Below are 24,756 nucleotides of genomic sequence, written 5' to 3'. Positions count from 1 at the left end.
TAGCGCGGGATGAGCTACTATTGCAACCTTCTTGAAATCCCTCGGATGGTGTTGCATGTCGTCGAAAGAGCCTGATGTATGGTTCCGTTTTGTCAGGGCCCACAGGACGGTCATCCGTGAAATCGAACGCCGCCTGGCCGAGGCGGACTTGCCGCCCTATGCCTGGTACGACGCATTGTGGGGCCTGGAAAGCGGCCCCGATGGCACCCGCCGCATGCACGAGCTGGCGGATGTGTTGGCCATCGAGCGCTACAACCTCACGCGTCTGGTCGACCGCCTGGAAAAGGATGGCCTGGTCGTGCGTTCGCGCTCCGATGGCGACGGCCGCGCGGCGTTTGCCTCGATCACCGATGCCGGCCGGGTGTTGCGTAAGAAAATGTGGAAGATCTACGAGAGCACGGTGGATGAGTTGTTTCTGTCGCAGATCGAGCCGGAGCAGCGCCGGGGGTTTGCGGATGCGCTGGAGCGCACAGCGGGGCTGGCGATGGAGGCCGGGGTACAGACCCGCAGCCGGCGCAAAACCTGAGCCTCAGCAGAGATCCAATGTGGGAGCAGGCAAGCCAGCTCCCACAGTTGACGGCATTCCAGTTCATTTGAGTGGGTACCGGGCCATCGCTGTTTCCACCTGCTGAATATCAATGCGCCCCTCATCCGCCAGCGCCCGCAGCGCCATCACCACAATCCAATACCGACTCGGCGCACCGGCCTGCACCGACCCCGCTCCCAGCGCCACAAACCGCGCATCCATATGAGCGGCCAACTGATCGACAATCGCCTGCGGATACCCGGTGACGGCTATCACTGGCGCCGCAGTTGCGGCCAGGCATTCACGCAGATGGCAACTGCGCTTGGGCGCTGTGGGGTGCAGCCGATTCCAGCGTTCAGCCGCTGCAGCCTCACGCGCCAGTCGCGTGTAACTGGGGCAACTCCACACCTGGGCCTTGATGTCCCAGTCCTGCTTCAATAACCGTGCGGCATGCAGCACGTCTTCCAGTGCCCGGCCCGCACCGAGCAAACGTACGTCGCCCGTGTGGTCACGCTTGATTGGGTACATGCCCTTGAGCGCGTCCTCGCGATCCTGCGCGTTCAGCACCCCTGCGCTTTGCTGATCATGCAACGCCAGGTAATAAAACCCCGGTTCACCGTCGACATACAGCGTGTGCAAGCCAGCCAACACGATTGCCCTGGCTTCTTCGCCGGACGCCGGGTCGTACGGCGTGCAACGTGGATGGGTAGCGAGCCACAGCGGCAGGGAAGGTTGTGCACCTTTGGGCCAGGGCGAAGGCTGGTTTTCGATGTCGTTACACAGGATGCCGCGCTGCTGGGTCACGTCCGCCAGCGCACTCAACTGTGCCGATGATTGCGCGCTGTGTAGGTACAGCAAGGGTTTTTCGACGGTATTGCGCGCAAACCAGCGGGGCCAGTTCCCCACACGCCGGGAGCGTGACTGGCCGCGAATCACCCACGCCTGTCGGCTGGATTCGAGCGTGTTGGCCATGGTCATCACGGTGTACAGCGGTGAGTTGGGAGGGTCTTCTGCGGCGCTCAAAACGTCGATGCAGCGTTGCGCGCAGTCAAGGGTGGAGGCGGGCATGGGCGAGTCACCTGGTAACAGATGCGCCTACCCTAATCGAATTCTCTATATTATTGCAATTGCAATGATTGCAATCGCACCTCAAGTCCTGGCGACTAAATCCATAAAGCGCTGCTACGTTTAATCCTGAAGTGCAGGAACGTCATGGCGCAGACATTTTTTCGTCATCACGGCACTTTAGGCTTGTGATGAATGTCATTTGTTTGCAACCGCTTTTAATTCAAAAAAGGAGTTCCCCATGGACGATTACCAGGAAGAGCTGCTCGAGTACCAGGCCTTTGAATGGGACCCGCTGGAACCCGCAGACGATGCAACCGAGCTGTAAGACCGACTTCAGGCGGAATGCCGCTGACTGCGGCGAAATTCCCCTGGGGTCTGGTTGTTCCACCGCCTGAACGCCCGCTGGAAGGCTTGGGCCGAGGCAAAACCGAGCAAGTAGGCGATCTCGCCGAACGCCAGTTCCGTGTCGCGAATATAGGTCATGGCCAGGTCGCGGCGGGTATCGTTGAGAATTGCGCGGAACTGAGTGCCTTCTTCGGCCAGTTTGCGGCGTAGCGTCCAGGTCGGCAGCTTCAAGCGTGCCGCCACTTCTTCCAGGTCGGGTTCCCGGCCGCCATTGAGCATCGGCCCGAGCAACCGGGTAATGCGCTCGCGCAGGCTGCGGGTGCGGGTCAATTGCTCCAACTCTCTCTCACAAAGTTGTAACAACAAGTTCCAGGTGCTTGGGCAGTGCTGCGGGTTGCGCAGGGCCAGGGTTTGCTGGTTGAGGCGCAATTGGTTGGCCTCGGCGCTGAAGTGAATGTCTCCGAGCGGGTTGTACTGATCGGCATACACCGGTGCTTCAAATTCGATGTCGATGCGTTGTGCCTGCACCCGATGCTGGGCCAGGCTCGACAACTGATGCAGCCAGCCGGCGATGATCGAGTCGACCACAAAGCGGTTGAAGGCGTTGTAGGGGCTGATGGAGTAGAAGCGCAGCCAGGCGCCTTCGGCATCCTCGACAAAGCTCGACTGCCCGCGATAATTGGAGCCGTACAGTGCTTCGAAACGAGTCAATGTGCGCGCAGCCTCGCGTACGTTGGGCGCCTGGGCGGCAGTGACGCCCGCGAGCCCTGACTGGCTCAAGCGGCTGAACTGGCCCATGCGCAAACCCAGGCTTGGGTCGCCGGTGAGCTGGATGGCCGCATGGCCAAGGCGCATGTAACGCGGGATCGATAAGCGTGCTCCGGCCTCTGCGAGGCGGGCCGGGTCGAGGCCGTATTGCAGCAGCAGCGGCTGCGGGTCCAGGCCGTGGCTGTGGATGGCATCCGCCAGGGTGTGCACGAAGCCCACCGACAGGTCCCCCAGCCGTACGGGCTTCACAGCCAGATATTCAACAAGCGCGCACCACGGGCGTCGCTATCTGCGCTGATGTGCCCGTTGCTGCTGAGGAAGCTATGCCCAGCAGTGCCCAGGTCCCAGAACTGTCCACGCAGGAACACGCTCATGCCGGCGCTTGCCTGACTGACGGGCGGCTGGCTGATCAGCGTGAGACGGCGCCAGGCTTCGCCTTCACTGAGTTCTTCGGGCTTGAGGCTGATTTCAGTCGGGGTGGAGACGCTTTTGAAACCGCGCCATGGGCGGTCCCATGTGTCACGTCCCAGCACAAAGGCTGGCACTGCGATCAACTGCGCGCCGTGTTCGTTGAGTTTGCGGTAGTTGTCCGGGTACCAGCTGTCGCTGCCCACCAGCACGCCCAGGCGACCGGCCGGGGTGTCGACCACGCTGACGACGTTTTCATCACCGGGTTCGATAAAGCCACGTTCATCGTAGATCGGGTAGAGCTGACGCTGCGGCTCGCCGACGGGCAAACCGTCGGCGCTGAAGACGACGCTGGCGTTATACAGCGCACCATGGCCGACCTGCAGCTGTCCCTGACTGACGCTTGGGTTGGGCAGGGTGATGGAGCCGGCCACCAAGGTCACGCCAAACTCCTTGGCCAGGCCGCCAAACAACACCTGATAGTCCCGCGCCATGCCATCGGCTTTCATGCGCAGGTAGGCGTCGTCGGTGCGGTTGTCGCCCGTGGCGCTGATCCACGCGCGCGCAAACATCAGTGGGTTGCTGACCGACAGCCAATTCATCGCATCCTTCGCGTGGAGAGCCTGGTAGACCTCGTTCTTCTCGCCTATGAGCATCAGCCAGGTGCCAATATGTTCGGGCAGTACCACGATGGTCTTGTCGTTGATCAGCCCTTGGTCGCGTGCTTTTTGCAGGTAGGCCGACAGCTTCAGGTGCAGGCGCTCCAGGCTCTGGTAGTCGGCCGGAAACAGCTCCGGCTGGATGCCCAGCAAGTTGCCACGGTCAGCCGGCAGGCCTTCGTTGACGGCGAGGGTGATGCGCAGGTCCGACAGGTAATGCGCCACGGGGCGCTCCTGGGTCCAGACCAGATACGCGGCGACGGCGGCAACCAGGGCCATGGTGGCGGTAAAAGCTAGAAGTTTACGCATGGGGCAACAGACAACAGACCGTGTGCAGGGTTCGCCGACTAGGGTAGGGCCCATGGGCCGGCTTGCCAAGGGGCGCTGTGCATTTGGATCAATAACTTGTCAGTTTCAGTCATTGAGCGGTAGTCCGCCGGCTCTTAGTCTGTGGGACATAAACCGATGGCGGGCCGCATGAGCCTGTCACGCCCCCGTGATGATCCGTTGTGGAGCTTGACCATGACCGCTGTTGCCTACCCGCACCTGCTGGCCCCGTTGGACCTGGGTTTTACCACCTTGCGCAACCGTACCCTGATGGGCTCGATGCACACAGGCCTTGAAGAAAAGCCCGGCGGTTTCGAACGCATGGCGGCCTATTTTGCCGAGCGCGCCCGTGGCGGCGTTGGCCTGATGGTCACGGGCGGCATTGGCCCGAATGACGAGGGCGGGGTGTACGCCGGCGCGGCCAAGCTGACCACCGACGAAGAAGCGCAAAAACACAAGATCGTGACCAAAGCCGTGCACGAGGCGGGCGGCAAGATCTGCATGCAGATCCTCCACGCCGGTCGTTATGCCTACAGCCCTAAACAAGTTGCACCGAGCGCGATCCAGGCGCCGATCAATCCGTTCAAGCCCAAGGAGCTGGACGAAGAAGGCATCGAAAAGCAGATCCAGGATTTTGTCACCTGTTCGTTGCTGGCCCAGGTCGCCGAGTACGACGGCGTGGAAATCATGGGGTCCGAAGGCTACTTCATTAACCAGTTCCTCGCCGCCCACACCAACCATCGCACCGACCGTTGGGGCGGTAGCTACGAAAACCGCATGCGCCTTGCGGTGGATATCGTGCGCCGTGTGCGTGAAGCCGTCGGCCCGAATTTCATCATTATCTTCCGCCTGTCGATGCTCGATCTGGTGGAGGGCGGCAGCAGCTGGGAAGAAATTGTGCAGTTGGCCAAGGCTATCGAAGGCGCCGGTGCGACCCTTATCAACACCGGGATTGGCTGGCACGAAGCGCGTATCCCGACCATCGCCACCAAGGTGCCGCGCGGCGCGTTCAGCAAAGTCACCGCCAAACTGCGCGGTGCGGTGCAGATTCCGCTGATTACTACCAACCGCATCAACACCCCGGAAATCGCCGAGCAGATCCTCGCCGAGGGCGATGCCGACATGGTGTCCATGGCACGCCCATTCCTGGCCGACCCGGAATTCGTCAACAAGGCCGCCGCTGGCCGTGCCGATGAAATCAACACCTGTATCGGCTGCAATCAGGCCTGCCTGGACCACACCTTCGGCGGCAAGCTGACCACCTGTTTGGTCAACCCGCGCGCGTGCTATGAGACTGAGCTCAACTACCTGCCCGTGCAGCAAATCAAGAAGATCGCCGTGGTTGGTGCCGGTCCTGCCGGTCTGGCGGCGGCAACCGTGGCTGCGGAGCGCGGCCATCAGGTGACGCTGTTTGATTCCGCCAGCGAGATCGGCGGCCAGTTCAATATCGCCAAGCGCGTGCCGGGCAAGGAGGAGTTCTTCGAAACCCTGCGCTACTTCAAGCGCAAATTGCAGACCACCCACGTGGAGCTTTGCCTCAATACCCGTGTGGACGTGGCGCAACTGGCGGCGGGCGGTTATGACGAGATCATCCTGGCTACCGGCATCGCGCCGCGTACCCCGGCGATCCCGGGGGTCGAGAATGCCAAGGTACTGAGCTACCTGGACGTGATCCTCGAACGCAAGCCGGTAGGCAAGCGCGTAGCGGTGATCGGCGCCGGTGGTATCGGTTTCGACGTCTCGGAATCTCTCGTGCACCAAGGTGTGTCCACCAGCCTGGACCGCGAAGCGTTCTGGAAAGAGTGGGGCATCGACACCCAGCTGCAAGCCCGCGGTGGTGTAGCCGGTATCAAACCGCAACCCCATGCGCCGGCGCGTGAAGTGTTCTTGCTGCAACGCAAGACTTCCAAGGTGGGCGACGGCCTGGGCAAGACTACCGGCTGGATCCACCGTACCGGTTTGAAGAACAAGCAGGTGCAGATGCTCAACAGCGTCGAGTATTTGAAAGTCGACGATGAAGGCCTGCATATCCGCATTGGCGCCGAGGGTGAACCCCAAGTGCTGGCGGTGGACAACATCGTCATCTGCGCCGGCCAGGACCCGCTGCGCGAACTGCAGGACGGCCTGGTCGCGGCGGGCCAGAACGTGCACCTGATCGGCGGCGCCGATGTGGCGGCCGAGCTGGATGCAAAGCGCGCTATCAATCAGGGTTCACGCCTCGCTGCCGAACTGTAAGAACCCAAACGGGGCGGTGTTAGACTGCCGCCCCATTTTTCATGCAGATGTTTCCCGATGGGCCCCTTCGATTGGTTTCCCCGCGCACCGCTTGAACCCTTGCAACTGGATTGGCTGCAAGGGGTCGAGCTGGCCGTGTTGCGCCTGGATTGTATCGACCCGCTGATCAGTGGCAACAAATGGTTCAAGCTCAGTGGGCATTTAGCGCAGGCGCAAAACGCCCGCGGCATCATCAGCCTGGGCGGCGCTTACTCCAACCATTTGCACGCGTTAGCCGCTGCCGGCAAGCGTTTTGACTTCCCCACCGTAGGCCTGCTGCGCGGGCATCCACAAGACACCCCTACTGTCCTCGACTTGAAGGCTTTTGGCATGCAATTGCATTGGCTGGGTTATGGCGGCTACCGCGCGCGCCATGAGCCGGACTTTTGGCTGCCGTGGCGTGAGCAGTATCCCCATCTGCATCCCGTGCCTGAAGGCGGCGGCGGTAGTGCGGGTGCATTGGGTTGCTCCGTGTTGGTCGAGCAGGTGCGGGCGCAATTGCCCGCGCGGGGGTGGGCCGATTACGACGCTTGGTGGTTAGCTGCGGGCACTGGCACCACATTGGCCGGCCTGGTGCTGGCAGAGGCGGGGGCACACACGGTGTACGGCGCCATGGCGGTGCCGGATGATCACGGTGTGGCGCAGAACGTCGAAGCGATCGTGCAGGGAGGTTATGAACTGTTGGACGCTAGTCGCGGGGGCTTTGCCAAAGTTGATCCGTTGCTGCTCGATTTTATCGACGCTACGCAGCAGGCCTGCGGTGTGCCCTTGGAGCCGCTCTACACCGGCAAGGCGTTACTGGCGTTGAAGCTGCAGATCGAAGCCGGGCGCTTCTCCCCCGGCACACGCCTGATCTTCGTCCACACCGGCGGCCTGCAGGGCTGTCGAGGGTTCAATGCCTGACGCAGAACCCTTGTGGGGCTGGCTTGCCTGCGAAGAGGGTGTATCAATTGACATTCTGTAGCTGACCTACCGCCTTCGCAGGCAAGCCAGCTTCCACATTTGAACCGGTAACCCCTGATAAAACCAGGTCGCCTGTCAGACCGTCACAGATACAACGCAGCACATGCTACCCATGCCGCAATAGCGGTCCATCATTCAGCTGTTTTCCTGGCAAACCGACCCGGTATCATCCGCAACGCCGTGTTATCCCGCAGGATGTAATGGTGAGCAATCCCCGCCAGTGCATGCAGCCCGATCAGCCAATAACCGACCTTGCCGAACCAGACATGCCAGCCTTCAATCTGCTTGGCGAGGTCCTTGTTCTCGCCAATCAACGGCGGCAACTCCATGCCATAGAAACTCACCGAATGCCCCTCGGCACTGACAATCAGCCAACCGGCAATCGGCATGCCGATCATCAACGCATACAACGCGACATGCATCAGCGTAGCCAGCAAACGCTGCCATTGTGGCGGTGCAGGTAGGATCTTCGGTGCCACGCCCAGGCTGCGCGCAAACAACCGCAGCCACACCAGCACAAACACGGTAAGGCCAAACATAAAGTGCATTTCGACGATCAACGTTCGCGCACCGCTGCCTTTCGGAAACTGGCCGCGCAGTTCAATGCAGGCGTAGACCACTGCCAGCAGCACCACCATCAACCAGTGCAACGCGATCGACAGGGTGCTGTAGCGCGTATCGGAGTTTTTCCACGGCATCGCTGTGTTCCTCACTTATCAGGTCATACCTCCGTTCTTTAATGACGAAGTCCTTTTAATGTAAGCCTGTTTTGTGCGTTTTACCCGGTGCGACTGCGCTTTTCTTGACCTCGGTCAGTGGCTCTGCGGCATTTCCCCACGCGCCAGGCGCGCATTGATGTCGGCGATCACCGAAGGCAGGTCGTTGATGGTGTCGATCAGGTAGTGCGGGCGCGAGCCTTCGAACATCGCTTCGACGCGCTTGCGCTCGCTGGCCAGGGTCGCGGCGTCAAGGGCGCTGAACTGCGCGTAGGTCAATCCCAGTGCGTTGCCTGAACAGGTCAGGGCAACGGTCCACATGCCGGCGCGGCGGCCTTCGAGGATGCCCGGCACCGTGTCGTCAACCTTTACGCACGCTGCCACATCATCGATACCCAGCGCGATCACATTAGTCAGCGCCTGGGCCGGCCAGGGGCGACCATTGGGCACTTCATCGGTGGCCACTACATGATCGGCGATATAACCGTTGGTGGCCGCCAGTGCGACGACTTTATCCATCACTTGTTTGGGGTAGCCGGAGCAGGAACCGATCTTTATGCCTTGCACGCGCAGCCGTGCGATGGTGTCGAGGGCACCGGGAATAAGCGTCGAGTGCTCGGCGATCTTCTCGATCTGCAATGGCATGAAGCGTTGGTAGATGGCGGTTACGTCGTCATCGCTCGGCGTGCGGCCGAAGGCTTTGCGGTAGCGTTCGGCGACCTGCGGCTGGTCGCACAGGGTGCGGATGTGGTCCCACTTGCCCATGCCCATCGGGCCTCGGGCTTCTTCGATGGAGACTTGCACGTCGAATTCGGCAAAGGCTTCGACAAAAATCTGCGTCGGTGCGAAGGAGCCGAAGTCGACCACGGTGCCGGCCCAGTCGAGGATCACAGCTTGCAGGGCGTTGGGGTTCTGGTAGTTCATGCGTGTGTTCCGAAGGAAGAGAGGGTGATGCCCATGGCTTGCAGTACTTCGCCAATGGCGGTGACGGCGGCGTTCATATCGGTGGCATCGACATGGCCGATGCAGCCCACGCGAAAGGTTTCCACCTGGGTCAACTTGCCCGGATACAGGATGAAACCCTTCGCCTTGACTCGTTCGTAAAAATCCTTGAATTGATAGCGCGGGTGTTGCGGAGCGTGGAAGGTGACGATGATCGGCGCCTGGATCGCCGCCGGTAGGAAGCTGCGCAGGCCCAGTTCGGCCATGCCATCCAGCAGCACCTGGCAGTTGCGTGCATAGCGTTGATGGCGCGCGGGCAGGCCGCCTTCTTCAACGTACTGCAGCAGCGCTTCGTGAAGGGCTGCGACCACGTGGGTCGGCGGGGTGAAGCGCCATTGGCCGGTCTTGGTCATGTAGCTGTGCTGGTCAAACAGGTCCATCGCCAGGGAATGGCAGTTGCCTTGGGCCGCGGCCAGCGCGGTTTTTTCGGCGAAGACAAAACCCATCCCCGGCACGCCTTCCAGGCATTTGCCGGAGGCGGCAATCAGAGCGTCGAACGGCACTTCTCGGGCGTCGATCGGCAGCGCACCAAAGGAACTCATGGCGTCGATGATCAGGCGCTTGCCGTGGTTTTTAATGACTTGGGCGATTTGCGGCAGTGGGTTGAGAATACCGGTGCTGGTTTCGCAGTGGATCAGCGCGACGTGGGTGATGGCCTTGTCGGCCTGCAGCAGCCGGTCGACGTCGGCGGCGGTGGTCGGTTTGTCTTCGGCGGTTTCAAAGGTGCTGAAATCGCGGCCGAGCACTTCGCAGATCCGGGCCAGGCGCTTGCCATAGGCACCGTTGATCAGCACCAGCACCTTGGCGTTGCGCGGTACGAGGGTGCCGATGGCGGCTTCGACAGCGAACGTGCCGCTGCCTTGCAATGGCACGCAATGGTGACTGTCGGCGCCGTTGAGAATCGCCAACAGGTGTTCGCACGCACTGGCGGTGAGCTGGTTGAAACGGTCATCCCATGAACCCCAATCCACCATCATTGCCTGACGGGTCCGGGCGGAGGTGGTCAGGGGGCCAGGGGTCAGCAGGATCGGCGCGGTGGTCATCTCAAATTCTCGCAAGGCATCGGGGGCTGAAGCTACGGCGCCTAAATTGCAGTTTGGCTTGTCATCAATCAAATTGTTTGTTGTTATGCGAGCTATCAGTGAGGCCGATAGCTATGAATCTGTTTCAATTGCGCGCATTCGATGCCGTGGCCCGCGAAGGCAGTTTTACCCGTGCGGCGGCGCGGCTGTTCATCAGCCAACCGGCGGTAACCGGGCATATCAAGGCTCTGGAAGAGCACTACCAGATCCCGTTGCTGCGGCGTACCGCACGTCGGGTAGAGGTGACGCAGGAGGGCGCGCGCCTGGCGGCGATCACGCGGGCGATCTTCGGCCTGGTGGATGAAGCACAGGCGATGCTGGAGGCCAACCGGCAATTGCTCACCGGGCGCCTGGAAGTGGCGGCGGACGGCCCGCATCTGGTGATGCCGATGATCGCCAGCCTGCGCGCGCGTTACCCTGGGATTACCGTCAACCTGCGCTTGGGCAACGCCCAGGAAACCCTGGCTGCGTTGTTGTCCGAGCATGCGGATGTGGCGGTGCTCACCGAAGTGGAGCCGCGTAATGGCCTGCATCTGCTACCCCTGAGCGAGTCGCGGATCTGTGCGCTGGTGCCTGCCAGTCACCCCTGGGCGACGCTGCCCAAGGGTATCCGCCTGGATCAGCTCAACGACGTGATCATGGTGCTGCGCGAGCCCAGCTCCATCACCCGGCGCACCTTTGATGACGCCTGCCTGGCTGCCGGTGTACAGCCCAAGGTGCTGCTGGAACTCGACAGCCGTGAGGCGGTGACCGAGGCCGTTGCTGCCGAATTGGGCGTAGGCGTGGTGTCGTCGATGGAAGTCAGCCCCGACCCGCGCGTGTGCGCCGTGCCGATCCAGGGCGAAGGGCTGCTGAATCACCACATGCTTGGCTGCATGGAGCGGCGGCGCTCATTGCGCTTGACCCAGGCATTTTTCGAGTTGGCACCCTGACGGTTTTTTGGTGGAACGATGCGTTCTTGCGCTATAAACTCTGCCCCCAAAGCGCCGGCCAGTAGACGTTTCGGCGCGATGGACGAAAAGAGAGTGAGTCATGGGCGCACAGTGGAAAGTCAAACATAAAGAAGCGGCATCCAATGCCAAGGGCAAGATCTTCGGCAAGCTGGTGAAAGAAATCACCATCGCCGCCCGCAATGGCGCCGACACCGCGACCAACGCCCACCTGCGTCTGGTGGTGGAACAGGCCAAAAAGGCCTCGATGCCCAAGGAAACCCTGGAACGCGCGATCAAGAAAGGCGCCGGTCTGCTCGGCGAAACCGTGCAATACCACCGTGTGACCTACGAAGGGTTCGCCCCGCACCAGGTGCCGCTGATCGTCGAGTGCGTGACCGACAACATCAACCGCACCGTGGCTGAAATCCGTGTGGCGTTCCGCAAGGGTCAACTGGGTGCCTCCGGCTCCGTGGCGTGGGACTTCAACCACGTCGGCCTGATCGAAGCCTCGCCGGACAGCCCGGACGCCGATCCGGAAATGGCCGCGATTGAAGCCGGGGCCCAGGATTTCGAAGACGGCGAAGAAGAGGGCACAACCCTGTTCATCACCGAAACCACCGACCTGGACGCCGTACAAAAGGCCTTGCCGGAGCAGGGTTTCACCGTGCTGTCGGCCAAGCTGGGTTACCTCTCGAAAAACCCGGTGAGCGGTTTGAGCGCCGAGCAGATGGCCGAAGTCGAAGCCTTCCTGGAAGGCCTGGACAACCATGATGACGTGCAGGATATGTTCGTCGGTCTGGCTGGCTGAAACGCGGTAAAAAGTGCGGCAGCTGGCGTGCCTGCGATAGCGGTGTATCAGTCACTGAAAAAGTGAATGACACGAGCTCATCGCAGGCAAGCCAGCTCCCACATTTGAATCGAGTTTCAGTCCCGGTTCAGCAGTGCTTCGATTTCCTCGAACCCTGGCCGCGCCAGTACATCAGGCTGACAGCAGCTTTCTTGCAGCGTCATCAATTCGCTGCTCACCGGCTCCTCAACCCGCTCCAACAACTCCCCCAGCAACACGCCGAACGCTCGCACTTCAATGCGCTGCAACGCCTTGGTTTCCAGGGTGCCTGCCGTGCCATGGAACGACGCCGCGCCAAAGTCCCCCAGCAGGCAATCACCCGCTTCATTCCATAAAATATTGTGGCCGTAGAGGTCGCCATGGGTAATGCCATGACGGTGCAAATGCGCAGTCACCGAAGCGATGCCCCGTGCCATGCGCAAGGCCACTTCAAGACTGAGGCGCATGCCCGGTTCGTAGATATCCCGGGTGCACGAGGCCAGGCTCGGCAGGGCTGCAAGGTTGCGGTAGCTCGGGTCGATCAGGTCCATCACCAATGCGGCCTGGTCATCAGGATGGCCGATAACGCGGCCTTCTACCGTGATCAGGTTGGGGTGCAACCCGGCGGCGATGCAGGCTTGCATTTCGTGCAACGGTGAGCCGTCGCTGGTGATGGTGCCTTTATAGAGTTTGACTGCGACGGGTTTGCCTGACGGTTTCCACAGCGCTTTGCGGATAACGCCGGAAGCGCCTTCACCGAGGACTTCGGCCAGTTCCAGTTCGGACCAGGGAATATTGGGGGTGGCGTCATCACCTGCCACCTCCATCGCCATTTCCACCGGGTTACCGGCATAGGCCAGCCAGGTCAGGCTTGGCAGGGCCAGTAGCCATTCCGGCAGCTGGGTGAGGCGGTTGGAGGCGATGCGCAGCAATTCGAGGTTGTGGCAGTGGGCCAGGCTCTCCGGCAGGTGCACCAGGTGATTGCCGGCCAGCATCAGCTTTTGCAGCAGCGGGCGCTTGCCCAGTTCGTCGGGCAATTGGCTGATGCAGTTATCGGTCAGGATCAGCCAGCGCAACAACGGCGGCAACGCGGCGGCAGGCACGTGGCGGATCTGGTTGGCCTTGAAGCCGATCATGCTCAGTCTCGTGCATTCGCCCAGGCAGGCTGGCAGTTCAGTAAAGAGGTTATCCGAGCAAAACAGCACGCGCAGGTGAGGCAGGCGGTGCAGATCGTCGGGCAGGCTGCTCAGGGCGTTACCGCTGAGGTTGAGGATCTCCAGCGAGTCGGCCAGTTCGAAAATTTCCCGGGGGAATTCGGTCAGTCCACAGGACAGGTCCAGCCGCGTGATACCGGCCAGTTGGCCGGCCTTGAGTTGGGCGAGGGTATTCATGAACGGCGCAGTCACTCGGCAAGGTGGCGTGAATGGCGTTCATGATACCGGGTCGCGCGAGCGTTGCGGGCCGGCCTGTTGCAATTGTCCGAGACGGCTGGCGGTGCGGGCGAGGTCGATGGCTTTGCCACCCAAGGCAAGGTTGAGGGGCTGCTCGCCGATCAGAATCAGTTGCTTGTCCCGGTCGTAGAGTACGTCCACCAGATTGATGAATCGCTGCTGCACGGCAATCGGGCACTCCGCCAGTTGTGGCAGGCCGTCGATGATCCAGTCATCGTAGTCCTGGCAGAGCAGCAAGTAGTCCGTCACTGCCGTCAACTGTTCGCACAGGTCGTTGAAGGTGAAGGCAATGGAGCGGCCTGTATGGCGGCGACATATCAAGGTTCGAGTGCCGACGGGCAAGGGCTGAGGCGTGCAGTCTACAGCGGTCAAACCGAGTGCTTCGCGCTGGCTCGCGGTCCCCGGCCAGACGTAGTGACCGCTGGTAAAGCGTTGCGCGCTCCGAGTCTGGGGCAGGCTGCGAAAATCCTGGGGCGAGCTGACTTCCAGCACCTCCATACGCGCGGCGATCAGGTCGATCACCGGCTTGAAGCGCTCGTGATACAGGGGGTTGGGTAGCAAGTCTTGCGGCGCGTAGTTGGACGTTACCAGCACCAGCACACCGCGTCCGAACAGGGCCTTGAACAGCCGAGATATCAACATGGCATCGCCGATGTCGTGGACGTGGAATTCGTCGAAACACAGCACCCGGCAGTCCGTCAGCAGTTCATCCAGGGTCAAGACCAGGGCATCGTCTTGCCCGCGATGCTTGAACATGCCGCGATGCAGTTGGGCAAAAAAGTCATGGAAGTGCACACGTTGCTTCTCGGTAATCGGCAACGCCTGAAAAAAGCCATCCAGCAGCCAGCTTTTGCCGCGGCCCACCGGCCCGTGCACATACAGGCTGCGGGTGGGCTGGCCGGCGAGCAGGGTCTTGGTTTCACGGGCCAGGGCGGCAATGGCGCGGGTTTGGCCGCTGCTCAGGGTAAAGCCCTGTTGCTCGGCTTTTTGCTGAAAGAATGCAGGGATGGGCGAGTCGTCGAGGCTGTCGGTTCTTTTACCGAGGAGGCGACGGATAAGGGGAAGCACGGCCAATGCAAGTCACTCTGTATTTCAGTGGTCGCTTACTGTAGGGCGCCCGCCGCGATTTGACCAATAGAGCTAGGTGCCGCTGGGCGGCACCTAGCTCGATAGCATCGTGTTGGGCGTGGGCTTCTAGAACTTCAGCATCTGCGGGGTCGGCTGGCCCACGGGGCTGACCACCGCATAGTTGTAGCCAGCGCCGGACCAGTATTGGGCCTGCAAGCCATCGGCGCGGCGGCTGCCACTGGGCAGGAAACCGTTATCCGGGCCAGGCGGGCGGATGTAGAAACTGATGCGCCGCCCTTGCGGGTCTTCGTAGAGCACCATGGCGGCGGCACCTTGCTCGGTAGTGAGCAGGCGCCCGCTGACCGGCCTGAAGCCCGATGCGCTCAGGTCAGGCAGGCGGTGCGCCTGGTTGAAGTAGCGGTCTAGCCAAGCCTGCATCGTGCCGTCGCCCTGAACCTTGTAGTCGGCGGGCATGATGCCGTCCTGGGCAAATAGGCGGAAGGCTTGCATCGCATCGGCCATCGGCAACAGAGGCGGCTGAGTGGCTTCACGGGCGTGCCAGCCACCCAGGCCACCGAGGCTGACGGCGATCAATAGCATGGCTGCCGTAGCGAAATGGCGGCGCGATTGGCGCTTGATGCGCTGGCGAATCAGTGCCGGGTCCAGGTCCGGGTTAGCCGGCTGTTGCAGGGCACCGCCCAATGCGGCGCGCAGCAATTGCGCGTCGTGCTGCCAGGCGTGGACCTGGGCGGCGACGTCCGGATGGGCCGCCAGATAGGTTTCCAGGACACGGCGATCACTTTCCAGCAGTTGGTGATCGACGTAGGCATGCAAATCGCGTTCGCTGGGGGGCAGGCTGATCATTTGAGTATCCGCAGGGAAGGGCTGGCAATTTCGCCATCACTGAGTTGACGCAGGGCTTGGCGTGCTCGGGACAGGCGCGACATCACGGTACCGATGGGGACATCGAGGATCTCGGCGACTTCCTTGTAGCTCAAGCCTTCGACCGAGACCCACAGCAGCAGGGCGCGCTGCTCGGTGTTGAGTTGATCGAAGGCTTGCAGGGTTGACTGGGCGATCACCGTACGTTCGACCGACGGCTGTGCATCATCACGCCCGGTAAAGAATTCCAGCATGCGTGCGTAGCGCCGTGTGCGGCGGTGGGTGTCGAGGAACTGCCGATAGAGGATCGAGAACAGCCACGCGCGCAAGTCGCCTTCGACGCGTTTGTCGGCCCAACCGATGATCGCCCGTTCCAGGGTCGACTGCACCAGGTCGTCGGCGCTGCTGGTGTTACGCGTCAGGGACACGGCAAAGCGCCGCAGCCTGGGGATGAGTTCACGTAACGGTTCGTCGAGTTCATGCATGGGGAGCTGGCTGTTCACTACGCTGGGACTAGAGAGACGTGCGGCGATGAAGGTTATTCCCGTTGCCGGGAAATAAATCCAAGGCCAGGGAATAGGCCCAATCGGCGTTCGTCTTAATGCTCCGACCTTATGTTCACCCCTACGGCCTTTGGCCCTGGAGTTTCTTCATGGTAGATCACTCATCACCGCCCCGTCCCCCCTTGAGCACGTCGAGCCTGATCGCGCGCCTGGCGGGTATCGGAGCCGTGGTTGCGGTTATGGCGGGGGCATTTGCCTACGTCAATGGCACCCTCGACCCACAGCGCTTGCGTCCGAAAACCCTGGTCAATGCCTTGGAAACCAACAACGGTGTCCACCCAGGCTTCCGGCGTAACCATGCCAAGGGCGTGTGCGTGGCCGGGTATTTCGAGAGCAGCCCCGAGGCGCGTGCCTACTCCAGTGCCCAGGTGTTCAACGAGGCCAAGACCCCGCTGATCGGCCGGTTTGCCTTGCCCAGCGGCAACCCCTATGCGCCGGACAGCAGTGTGCCGATCCGCAGCTTTGCCGTGCAATTTAGCCAATCCAACGGCCAGCAGTGGCGCACCGGCATGAACAGCATGCCAGTGTTCCCGGTGGGTACGCCCGAGGCGTTCTACCAGATGCTCAAGGCCGGTGCGCCGGAGCCTTCCACCGGCAAGCCCAACCCGGCGAGCATGCCAGCGTTCTTTGCGGCTCATCCCGAGACGGCGCCGTTCCTGGCGTGGGTCAAGACCGCCAAGCCTTCCGCCAGTTATGCGACCGAAACCTACAACGGTATCAACGCGTTTTACCTGGTGGGCGCCGATGGCAAGCGCCAGGCCGTGCGTTGGGGCGTGGTGCCACAGCGTCAGGATGCAGCGGGCGATACCGCACCTGCGGGCAGCGATTTCCTGGAAAAAGACCTGGTGCAACGCCTGTCCGCTGGACCGTTGCGTTGGCAGTTGAACATGACCTTGGCCAATCCCGGTGACCCGCTGGACGATGCGAGCAAGACCTGGACCGGCGAGCATAAAGTCATCAATGCCGGCACCCTGGTGCTGCAAAGCAGCCAGGCTCAGGCCGATGGCGATTGCCGCGATATCAACTTCGACCCGCTGATTCTGCCCAGTGGCATCGAAGCCTCCAATGACCCGTTGCTCGCGGCACGTTCGGCGGCGTATGCCAGCTCGTACCTGCGCCGCGCCGGTGAAGTCAGCCCGTTGCACAGCGCCCCTCAGGAGTCGAAGCCATGAATGACCAACCACGGGTTTTCGCCCCCCTGGCGCGCCTGCTGCACTGGCTCATGGCGCTGATGGTCATCGCCATGCTGTTTATCGGCGCGGGCCTGGCGGCGTCGGTTTCGGAGCGGCATGAATGGTTGATCCACCTGCACAAGCCGCTGGGTATCGCGATTCTGGCGCTGGTGATCGTGCGGGTGGTGGTGCGCTTCTCCACGCGCCAACCACCGTTGCCCGCCGACGTACCGCTGTGGCAAGTGTTGGCAGCCAAGGCGTCTCACCTAGTGCTGTATGCCTTGATGCTGGTGTTGCCGCTGCTGGGTTGGGCGATGATTTCGGCGGCGGGCGACCCGGTGATGCTTAGCAGTTCAGTGCAGTTGCCGGCGCTGGTGGGGGCAAATGCGCCTTTGTTTGCGGTGCTGCGCAAGGCCCATGGGTTCCTGGCCTATCTGCTATTCCTCACCGTGTTGTTGCACCTGGCGGCGGCGCTGTTCCACTGGCTGATTCGCCGTGACGGCGTGCTTCAAAGCATGACCGGCAGCAAAGACTGAGACCGGTTTCGGGGGCAGTGTGGTCAGCCAGTAGATCAACGCCAGCAGGTTGATCGCCGCGCCCAGGCCGCACACCCCGATCCACCCGGCCCAGGCATACATCGCCGTGGCACTGACCGATCCCACCGCACTGCCCACTGAGTAAAACACCATGTAACCCGCCACCAGCCGACTCTGTGCATCGGGGCGTACCGCATAGATCAGGCTTTGGCTGGTGACGTGCACGGCCTGCAAGCCCAGGTCGAACACAATCACCCCCAGCGACAGTGCCCACAGAGACGATTGGGTAAAACCGATGGCAACCCAAGAGAGCAGCATGAGCAGCAGTGCCGTGCCGCTGACCCATTGGGCGAAGCCCTTGTCGGCCAGGCGTCCGGCGTGCGCGGCACCCAGGGCTCCGGCGGCACCGGCGAGCCCGAAGAGGCCGACCTGCGTGTGCGAAAGCGACAGCGGCGGGGCGCTCAAGGGCAGTACCATTGGCGTCCACAGGACGGTGCCGGCGGCGAAAATCAGCATCGCCAGCACGGCGCGGTCACGCAGGACTTTTTCCTCTTTGAACAAGCTGAAAACCGAGCGGATCAACGCGCCATAGGTGCCGGTTGCCTGCGGTTGCTCCGTGCCTGGCAGCACTCTCCACAGCAGGATCGCCATCAATAACGTCAGGCCTGCCGACAGCAGGTACACCGAACGCCAACCCGCCAGGTCAGCCATGGCGCCTGAAACCGAGCGCGCCAGCAGCAAGCCGACCACGATACCGCTGGTAACCAGCCCGACCACGTGCCCGCGCTGTTCAGGCGACGCCAGATGGGCCGCGAATGCCACCAGCACCTGGGCGATAACGGCCAGCAGCCCGGTGAGCACCATGCCGGCCAGCAACCAGAAACTGTTGCAAGACAACGCCACCACCAGCACGGCGAGCGTGGAAAGCAGCAGTTGGGTGACGATCAATTTGCGCCGGTTGAGTAAATCCCCGAGAGGCACCAGCAGCAACAGTCCCACGCCATAGCCGACCTGGGTGAGGGCGATGATGATGCCAACGGTGGCGTGATCCATGGCGAAGGTCTCGGCCATGGCGTCGAGCAGCGGCTGCGCGTAGTAGACGTTGGCCACCGACAGGCCACAGGCGATGGCGAACAGCAACACCACGGCGCCGCTCAAGGGGGATGAGGGCATGCGGCTTATCCTTGTGTGGTTCTAAAATGAAACCAGTTGCACGGTAAGGATTCCGGTTTTATATTGCAACCACATTATTGATCCAAGACAGGCAGCCTGATGGTCAACCTCACCCGTTTTGAAAGTGCCGAATGCCCGGTGGCGCGTTCGTTGGATGCCATTGGCGATGGTTGGTCGTTGCTGATCATTCGCGACGCGTTTGATGGCATCCGTCGCTTTAGTGAATTCCAGCGCAGCTTGGGGATGGCCAAGAATATTCTGTCCACGCGCTTGCGCAGCCTGGTGAACCATGGCGTGCTAGAGGTCGTGCCGGCGTCGGATGGTAGTGCGTATCAGGAGTACGCCCTCACGGAAAAGGGTCAAGGCCTGTTCAACGTGATCATCGGGTTACGGCAGTGGGGGGAAGGGTTTTTCTACGGGGCAGGCGAGGCGCATTCGGTGATGGTAGACCGCGCCCAGGGTGAGCCGCTGCGAGCGCTGGAATTGCGCTCCGCGGATGGACGCTTGCTGGGGCCCGAGGATTGTCGGCGGGTGCCCGCCGAGTCGGTTTAACGCAGCTCGTCGACGATAGAGGCCACGGTGCTCAACACATCCTTGCCCAACTGCATCGAGCGTTTACCTGACCAGCCGGTGTGCGGGTTGGGGGCGTCGTCGTTGTCCTTGAAGGGCATTTCCAGGGTCAGGGACAGGCAGTCGTATTGCTCGCCTACCGCGTTGCAGGCCAGGCTCATGTTGGCTTCTCCCGGCAGGTCGCGGGTGTAGCCGTAGGTGGTCTGGAAGTCGCGGGTCAGGCCACTCAAGTGGCTGCGGAAATGTTCTTCCAGCGCCACGATGCGCGGGGTATAGCCGGGGTTGCCTTCACAGCCAGCGGTGAATACGTAGGGGATTTCCTCGTCGCCGTGGATATCGAGGAACAGGTCAACGCCGTACTTTTCCATTTGTTGCTGCACGAACAGCACTTCCGGGCTGTTCTCCTGGCTGGCGCTCTGCCAGGCGCGGTTGAGGTCCTGGCCCATGGCGTTGGTGCGCAGGTGGCCGTGGAAGGCGCCGTCCGGGTTCATGTTGGGCACCAGATACAGGTCGGCGACTTTCAGCAGCTTTTTCATCTCATCGTCGCCGTCCTGTTGCAGGCGTTCGATGATGCCTTCCATAAACCATTCGGCCATGTGCTCGCCGGGGTGCTGTTGAGCGATGATCCAGATCTTGCGCCGGCCTTCGCCCCCTTTACCCCGCCGTAGTAGCTGGATATCACGGCCTTCAACACTTTTACCGGTGGCCAGCAGTTGGGTGCCAGTTCGGTTCAGGGCCTGCTCGATCAGCCAGTCGTGACGCTCGCGGCTATAGGGTTCGAAATAGGCGAGCCAGGCATGTTTTTCGCGGGTCTCGAGGCTGATATGCAGGATTTCCCCATCAAATCGCGAAGGTACCCTAAACCAATTGATGTGGTCGTAGGACGCCACGGCGTTGTAGCCGCTCCATGCGTTGGGGTAGGAGGACTGTCCCGCGTTGCTCAGGCGAAAGGTATGGGTGTGGCCCACATGCATGCCTTCGGCCTTGAAGTGGAACCATTGGTAATGCGCGCTGCATGTATCGGGTTTGATTGCCAGCAACAACTGATAGGCATCGTGGGCATCCAGTACCTGGATATTGCCACTGTCGAAGTCGGTGCTGATTTTGATGGAGGTCAAGGCCACGGTCATAGTCTGGTTGCCTGAATATGAGTGTTGTGGCGGCTATATTACACAGGAGTCTGGTAAAGATCGGATGCAAAATTGTTGCGAGAGGGAGGGGGCGTCTTCCTTGACGCCGCGGCAGCTTAGAATCTATGAGATTGATTCTCAAGCGCTAATTCGCAAAGATGTGGGCTAGAGCTATCCGCTGGCTTTCTTTTGGCGATGGTCGTTTGCTACCATGCGCGCCATCAAGTCGCACACAGTCTTCATTAGCCTGAAGCCACGCCAGGGAAACTGGCAAAAAAAGACCCGGCCAAAGAGCCGGGTCAAAAACCGTGATTAGCCTGATGAGGAGATATTCCAAGAGTCCGACCTAAGGTCCCTTGGTCTATCGACTGATCTCGCGATCAGCTAGGCCCAATAATAATCATTATCATTTGCAAGTCAAATGTTTTTATCCTTGGGATAGAAATATTTTTTCTAACCGCCAGTTATCTATTCGCTTGAGCCTCTGGCACTTGCAACGACCGCTCCACCATCGCCTTCGCCATATCGATCAGATACACCACTGAAAACGCCATGTCACGATGACTGCCCTGATGGCTGCTCGCTGATGCATAGGCCGTGGCCGCAGCGCTGCGCAACAGCTCCGAGGCGTGCACCAGGGCGTCCTCTTGGCTGATGCCTGCATTGATGGCAAACAAGGCCTCTTCAGGGGTTGATGTCGACATATCCTCTTTCAAGTAAAAGTCCAACGCACGCTTGGCGGCACCGCTGCTGAGCAGGTCGTGCAATTCGTCGTCTTCCGGGATTTCAGGCAGGAGAAGCGGGCTTGTCGTCATAAGGGGCGGTACTCTGGGTGGGTGTCGAAAACCTTATGTCCGATGATAGTACGTATCGTATTTATGTCGTTTTATGGATTACTACAAACTGTTTATTGCCCTGAAAACTACGTCACGTATTGTCAGCCCCATGGATAACTGGATCGCGTTGGTCAAGGCCAACATGGAAGACCGCAAGGTCACGCAAGGTGAGTTGGCTGAACGCTTGGGTATGTCCCAGGGGGGCGTGGGCCATTGGCTCAACAAGCGCCGTGCACCCAGCCTGGCGGACATGAACCGGGTATTGGCGGCGTTGGGCCTGGGCTACCTGGAGGTCGCGCTGGATATTCGCGAGCGGGTCGATGAAGTGCCTCAGGAGAAAAACTACAACCCGTATTTCCGCTATCCGGTCAGCGACTGGAAAGGGCTGTGCGAAATCCGCGAAGAGCGAATGCCTTATGGCACCGCCCGCTTCGAGTTGACGGATTATCATGCCCACGGCGATGCCTTTTGGCTGCCGGTCACAGGCGATGCCATGACGGCACCCAGCGGGCTCAGCGTGAGTGCGGGCATGATGATTCTGGTCGATCCGGCCATTGCCGCCGAGCCCGGCAAGCTGGTGGTCGCCCAATGGGCCGATAGCCCGCAGGCGACCTTCCGTCAGCTGCTGGAGGAGAGCGGCCAGCTCTATCTGGTGCCGCTCAATCCGACTTACCCGAAACGGCAGTTCACCGGCGATTGCCGCATTCTTGGCGTCGTTGTGCAGGCCACGGCAAAGTTCTAGCCCGCTGTTTCCAGCTCCACCAACGCGCAACCTTCGGCAACCATTTCGCCTTCCTGGCAGAACAGCGCCTTGACCACTCCAGCCTGGGGCGCGCGAATGCTGTGTTCCATCTTCATAGCCTCCAGCACCACCAGTTGCGTGCCGGCCTCCACGTTGTCCCCGACCTGCACCAGCACGCGCACGATGCTGCCGTTCATCGGTGCCGTAAGGCCACCTTGATGAGCGCCGCTGGCGTCGACCGCTGCAATCGGGTCAAACAGGCTGACGGCATGCACCTCGCCGTCCCAACGCAGGTACACCGTGCGGTCGTGGCGCACAGCCAGATGGCCAAGGCGCACGCCCTGGTGCTCGATCAACAACTGTTCACCGCGCAATTGCGCGGTATTGGCAGCGAGTGTCACCAGCCGATCCTGACCATTGCAGCTCAAATGCAGCGAAACCTCGGCAGGTAAACCGGCACGAAAGCCTCGCTTATCTGCCCAAGGCCCGTCACCGGCCGGCAAGGTCTGTATGAACGCCGCGCCCGCTGCCTGCCAGAACTCATTGCTCAGTTCGCCAGGTGTCGGCAGCAGCTCATCCTGATAGCGCGGAATAAAGCCGGTATCCAACTCGGCTGCCGCAAACGCCGGATGCCCGATAATGCGCCGCAAAAAGCCCAGGTTGGTCTTCAGGCCACCCACGGCAAACTCATCCAGCATGCCCAGCAGGCGCAGGCGCGCCTGTTCACGGTCCTCGCCCCAGGCAATCAGCTTGCCCAGCATCGGGTCGTAGTAGGGCGACACGCTATCGCCTTGCTCGACACCGCTGTCCACGCGGCGGCCAGCGCCCGACGCCGATTCGCGGTACAGCGTCAGGTGCCCGGTGGCGGGCAGGAAATCATTGGCCGGGTCCTCGGCATACAGGCGTACTTCGATCGCATGGCCGATCAGCGGCACCTGCTCCTGGGTGATCGGCAGCGCCTCGCCCTGAGCGACACGAATCTGCCAGGCCACCAGGTCGAGGCCGGTAATCGCCTCGGTCACCGGATGCTCCACCTGCAGACGCGTGTTCATCTCCATGAAGAAGAACTCACCGCGAGCGTCCAGCAAAAACTCCACGGTACCTGCGCCGACATACCCGATGGCCTGGGCCGCACGCACAGCGGCTTCGCCCATGGCTTTGCGTTGTTCAACACTCAAGCCTGGAGCCGGCGCTTCCTCGACGACTTTTTGGTGGCGCCGCTGTATCGAGCAATCCCGTTCATTGAGGTACAGGCAATGCCCATGCTGATCGGCAAACACCTGGATCTCCACGTGACGCGGCTTGAGCAGGTATTTTTCAACCAGCATCTGCCCATTGCCGAAGGACGACAGCGCCTCACGTTGTGCCGAGGCCAGGGCCTCGGCCAGTTGGCTGACGTCCTCGACCACCTTCATGCCTTTGCCACCGCCACCGGCCGTGGCCTTGAGCAGTACGGGGTAGCCGATACGCGCGCAGGCCGCGCGGAAGGTTTCCAAGTCCTGGGCCTCGCCGTGATAACCCGGCACCAGCGGCACGCCGGCGGTTTCCATCAACGCCTTTGCAGCCGACTTGCTGCCCATGGCATCGATGGCCGAGGCGGGCGGCCCGAGGAAGATCAAGCCGGCGGCTTCAATCGCGCGGGCAAACCCGGCGTTCTCCGACAGAAAACCATAGCCTGGGTGAATTGCCTGGGCGCCACTGGCCTGGGCGGCGGCGATCAGTTTATCGATTTGCAGGTAACTGTCAGTGGCCTTGCTGCCGCCCAGGTCGACACGGATATCTGCCTCGCGACTATGTCGCGCATCGCGGTCGGTGGCGCTGTGTACGGCCACGGTTTTCAGGCCCATGGCCTTGGCGGTGCGCATCACGCGGCAAGCGATCTCGCCACGATTGGCTACCAGCAGGGTCGTCAATAGGCTCATGAACGCGGCTCCTGGAGCTTCCAGTTCGGAGGACGTTTTTGCAGGAAGGCGCGCAAACCTTCCTGGCCCTCGGCACTGACGCGAATGCGCGCAATCGCATTTTCGCAATAGCGGCGCAGGGCCGGGGTGAGGGCGCCGTTGCCGACTTCGCGCAGCAAGTCTTTGCTGGCACGCATTGCCGCCGGGCTGTTTTGCAACAGGTTGGCGACCCACTGCTCCACCTGCTGGTCCAGCGCGTCGATTGGGTAGCTCTCCGCCAGCAAACCGATATCCCGTGCGCGCTGGCCGCCAAAGCGTTCAGCGGTCAGCGCATAGCGCCGTGCCGCGCGTTCACCAATGGCCTGTACCACAAACGGGCTGATCACCGCCGGCGCCAAGCCAATGCGCACTTCCGACAGACAGAACTGCGCATCGTCCGCGCCAATCGCCATGTCGCAGCAACTGATCAGGCCCAGTGCGCCGCCGTAGGCCGCGCCTTGTACCACCGCCAGTGTCGGGATTTTCAGCTTGGCCAGGTTGTACATCAGCTCCGCCAGTTCGCGGGCGTCGTCCAGGTTGGTGTGGTAATCCAATTCGGCCGATTGCTGCATCCAGGCCAGGTCGGCGCCGGCACTGAAGTGCTTGCCTCGCCCGCGCAGGACTAAAAAGCGCAAGGACGGATCGCCTTGCACCTGGTCGAGGGCGATGATCAGTTCGCGGATCATCTGGGCGTTGAATGCGTTGTTCTTGGCTTCACGACTGAGCCACAGCGTGGCAAAACCACGGCTGTCGGTGATCAGTTCGAGGGTATTGAAATCGCTCATGGGGTGCAGCTC

General features: G+C 61.3%; 24 protein-coding genes. 9 read left to right on the top strand and 15 right to left on the bottom strand.

Annotated elements, in window-relative coordinates; genetic code table 11:
* The first annotated feature begins 55 nt into the window (after window positions 1-55).
* Window positions 56-526 carry a MarR family winged helix-turn-helix transcriptional regulator gene (locus AACY30_RS01535; RefSeq protein ID WP_339539493.1) on the top strand — a complete coding sequence of 157 codons (471 nt, stop codon included), beginning with the start codon at window positions 56-58 and terminating at the stop codon, window positions 524-526.
* 63 nt (window positions 527-589) lie between these two features.
* Here AACY30_RS01535 and AACY30_RS01530 read toward each other — a convergent pair whose 3' ends face one another.
* The 3 genes from AACY30_RS01530 to AACY30_RS01520 form a co-directional block, all read right to left on the bottom strand.
* On the bottom strand, window positions 590-1,594 hold the full coding sequence (locus tag AACY30_RS01530) for a transketolase-like TK C-terminal-containing protein (protein ID WP_339539491.1): 1,005 nt from the start codon (window positions 1,592-1,594) through the stop codon (window positions 590-592).
* A gap of 333 nt (window positions 1,595-1,927) precedes the next feature.
* Window positions 1,928-2,956 (bottom strand): AraC family transcriptional regulator, encoded by a 1,029-nt coding sequence (locus AACY30_RS01525; RefSeq protein WP_339467529.1) that lies wholly within the window; start codon window positions 2,954-2,956, stop codon window positions 1,928-1,930.
* Window positions 2,953-4,083, bottom strand: a complete 1,131-nt coding sequence (locus tag AACY30_RS01520) for a carbon-nitrogen hydrolase family protein (RefSeq protein ID WP_339467527.1) — start codon at window positions 4,081-4,083, stop codon at window positions 2,953-2,955. The genes AACY30_RS01525 and AACY30_RS01520 overlap by 4 nt, the downstream gene beginning before the upstream one ends.
* A gap of 213 nt (window positions 4,084-4,296) precedes the next feature.
* Here AACY30_RS01520 and AACY30_RS01515 point away from each other — a divergent pair, with 213 nt between their 5' ends.
* Both AACY30_RS01515 and AACY30_RS01510 read left to right on the top strand, forming a co-directional pair.
* Window positions 4,297-6,336, top strand: coding sequence for an NADPH-dependent 2,4-dienoyl-CoA reductase (locus tag AACY30_RS01515; protein WP_339539611.1), 2,040 nt, complete (start codon window positions 4,297-4,299; stop codon window positions 6,334-6,336).
* Between the two features lie 57 nt (window positions 6,337-6,393).
* A complete protein-coding gene (locus AACY30_RS01510; protein WP_339539489.1) occupies window positions 6,394-7,278 on the top strand; it encodes a 1-aminocyclopropane-1-carboxylate deaminase/D-cysteine desulfhydrase in 885 nt (294 codons plus the stop codon).
* Window positions 7,279-7,469: 191 nt separating this feature from the next.
* Here the strand turns inward: AACY30_RS01510 and AACY30_RS01505 are convergent, their stop codons facing one another.
* The 3 genes from AACY30_RS01505 to AACY30_RS01495 all read right to left on the bottom strand — a co-directional run bounded on the left by AACY30_RS01505 (window position 7,470) and on the right by AACY30_RS01495 (window position 10,099).
* Window positions 7,470-8,036: a cytochrome b gene (locus tag AACY30_RS01505; RefSeq protein ID WP_339467523.1), complete on the bottom strand. Its 567-nt coding sequence runs from the start codon at window positions 8,034-8,036 to the stop codon at window positions 7,470-7,472.
* A 114-nt stretch (window positions 8,037-8,150) separates the two neighbouring features.
* Window positions 8,151-8,978 carry a phosphonoacetaldehyde hydrolase gene (gene phnX, locus AACY30_RS01500; protein WP_339467520.1) on the bottom strand — a complete coding sequence of 276 codons (828 nt, stop codon included), beginning with the start codon at window positions 8,976-8,978 and terminating at the stop codon, window positions 8,151-8,153.
* The gene (locus AACY30_RS01495) at window positions 8,975-10,099 is read right to left on the bottom strand and encodes a 2-aminoethylphosphonate--pyruvate transaminase (protein ID WP_339539488.1); all 1,125 of its coding nucleotides are present in this window, start codon (window positions 10,097-10,099) and stop codon (window positions 8,975-8,977) included. The genes phnX and AACY30_RS01495 overlap by 4 nt, the downstream gene beginning before the upstream one ends.
* Window positions 10,100-10,212: 113 nt before the next feature.
* Here AACY30_RS01495 and AACY30_RS01490 point away from each other — a divergent pair, with 113 nt between their 5' ends.
* Entirely contained in the window at window positions 10,213-11,070 is an 858-nt protein-coding gene (locus AACY30_RS01490) for a LysR substrate-binding domain-containing protein (protein ID WP_339438285.1), read from the top strand.
* Between the two features lie 100 nt (window positions 11,071-11,170).
* A complete protein-coding gene (locus AACY30_RS01485; protein WP_049712595.1) occupies window positions 11,171-11,878 on the top strand; it encodes a YebC/PmpR family DNA-binding transcriptional regulator in 708 nt (235 codons plus the stop codon).
* Between the two features lie 116 nt (window positions 11,879-11,994).
* Here AACY30_RS01485 and AACY30_RS01480 read toward each other — a convergent pair whose 3' ends face one another.
* The 4 genes from AACY30_RS01480 to AACY30_RS01465 form a co-directional block, all read right to left on the bottom strand.
* Complete coding sequence (locus AACY30_RS01480) at window positions 11,995-13,287, bottom strand: protein kinase (RefSeq protein WP_339539486.1); 1,293 nt, start codon at window positions 13,285-13,287, stop codon at window positions 11,995-11,997.
* A 39-nt stretch (window positions 13,288-13,326) separates the two neighbouring features.
* The gene (gene zapE / locus AACY30_RS01475) at window positions 13,327-14,421 is read right to left on the bottom strand and encodes a cell division protein ZapE (protein ID WP_339467516.1); all 1,095 of its coding nucleotides are present in this window, start codon (window positions 14,419-14,421) and stop codon (window positions 13,327-13,329) included.
* A gap of 120 nt (window positions 14,422-14,541) precedes the next feature.
* Entirely contained in the window at window positions 14,542-15,279 is a 738-nt protein-coding gene (locus AACY30_RS01470) for an anti-sigma factor family protein (protein ID WP_339417959.1), read from the bottom strand.
* Window positions 15,276-15,782 (bottom strand): sigma-70 family RNA polymerase sigma factor, encoded by a 507-nt coding sequence (locus tag AACY30_RS01465; protein ID WP_339539484.1) that lies wholly within the window; start codon window positions 15,780-15,782, stop codon window positions 15,276-15,278. The genes AACY30_RS01470 and AACY30_RS01465 overlap by 4 nt, the downstream gene beginning before the upstream one ends.
* Window positions 15,783-15,949: 167 nt before the next feature.
* Between AACY30_RS01465 and AACY30_RS01460 the strand changes: the two genes are divergently transcribed.
* Window positions 15,950-17,032 carry a catalase family peroxidase gene (locus AACY30_RS01460; protein WP_339539482.1) on the top strand — a complete coding sequence of 361 codons (1,083 nt, stop codon included), beginning with the start codon at window positions 15,950-15,952 and terminating at the stop codon, window positions 17,030-17,032.
* Window positions 17,029-17,568 carry a cytochrome b gene (locus AACY30_RS01455; protein WP_339539480.1) on the top strand — a complete coding sequence of 180 codons (540 nt, stop codon included), beginning with the start codon at window positions 17,029-17,031 and terminating at the stop codon, window positions 17,566-17,568. Before AACY30_RS01460 ends, AACY30_RS01455 begins: the two co-directional genes overlap by 4 nt.
* Here AACY30_RS01455 and AACY30_RS01450 read toward each other — a convergent pair.
* Window positions 17,470-18,741 carry an MFS transporter gene (locus AACY30_RS01450; protein ID WP_339539478.1) on the bottom strand — a complete coding sequence of 424 codons (1,272 nt, stop codon included), beginning with the start codon at window positions 18,739-18,741 and terminating at the stop codon, window positions 17,470-17,472. The two genes, AACY30_RS01455 and AACY30_RS01450, sit on opposite strands and share 99 nt — an antisense overlap.
* A gap of 99 nt (window positions 18,742-18,840) precedes the next feature.
* Here AACY30_RS01450 and AACY30_RS01445 point away from each other — a divergent pair, with 99 nt between their 5' ends.
* The gene (locus AACY30_RS01445; protein WP_339417953.1) at window positions 18,841-19,293 is read left to right on the top strand and encodes a winged helix-turn-helix transcriptional regulator; all 453 of its coding nucleotides are present in this window, start codon (window positions 18,841-18,843) and stop codon (window positions 19,291-19,293) included.
* Here AACY30_RS01445 and AACY30_RS01440 read toward each other — a convergent pair.
* Both AACY30_RS01440 and AACY30_RS01435 read right to left on the bottom strand, forming a co-directional pair.
* Window positions 19,290-20,441 carry a M14 family metallopeptidase gene (locus AACY30_RS01440; protein WP_339539476.1) on the bottom strand — a complete coding sequence of 384 codons (1,152 nt, stop codon included), beginning with the start codon at window positions 20,439-20,441 and terminating at the stop codon, window positions 19,290-19,292. The two genes, AACY30_RS01445 and AACY30_RS01440, sit on opposite strands and share 4 nt — an antisense overlap.
* A gap of 464 nt (window positions 20,442-20,905) precedes the next feature.
* A complete protein-coding gene (locus tag AACY30_RS01435) occupies window positions 20,906-21,256 on the bottom strand; it encodes a DUF6124 family protein (RefSeq protein ID WP_339539474.1) in 351 nt (116 codons plus the stop codon).
* Window positions 21,257-21,386: 130 nt separating this feature from the next.
* Here AACY30_RS01435 and AACY30_RS01430 point away from each other — a divergent pair, with 130 nt between their 5' ends.
* Window positions 21,387-22,019: a LexA family protein gene (locus AACY30_RS01430; RefSeq protein ID WP_339467741.1), complete on the top strand. Its 633-nt coding sequence runs from the start codon at window positions 21,387-21,389 to the stop codon at window positions 22,017-22,019.
* Here the strand turns inward: AACY30_RS01430 and AACY30_RS01425 are convergent.
* Together AACY30_RS01425 and AACY30_RS01420 are read right to left on the bottom strand one after the other, a co-directional pair.
* The gene (locus AACY30_RS01425; protein WP_339539473.1) at window positions 22,016-23,941 is read right to left on the bottom strand and encodes an acetyl/propionyl/methylcrotonyl-CoA carboxylase subunit alpha; all 1,926 of its coding nucleotides are present in this window, start codon (window positions 23,939-23,941) and stop codon (window positions 22,016-22,018) included. The genes AACY30_RS01430 and AACY30_RS01425 overlap by 4 nt on opposite strands.
* Entirely contained in the window at window positions 23,938-24,744 is an 807-nt protein-coding gene (locus tag AACY30_RS01420; RefSeq protein ID WP_339539472.1) for a gamma-carboxygeranoyl-CoA hydratase, read from the bottom strand. Before AACY30_RS01420 ends, AACY30_RS01425 begins: the two co-directional genes overlap by 4 nt.
* Window positions 24,745-24,756: the final 12 nt, after the last annotated feature.

This window comes from Pseudomonas sp. RA_5y_Pfl1_P24 (assembly GCF_963970945.1).
In the GTDB taxonomy this organism is placed as follows: Bacteria; Pseudomonadota; Gammaproteobacteria; order Pseudomonadales; family Pseudomonadaceae; genus Aquipseudomonas; species Aquipseudomonas tritici.
This window is presented reverse-complemented; position numbering and strand designations above follow the sequence as displayed.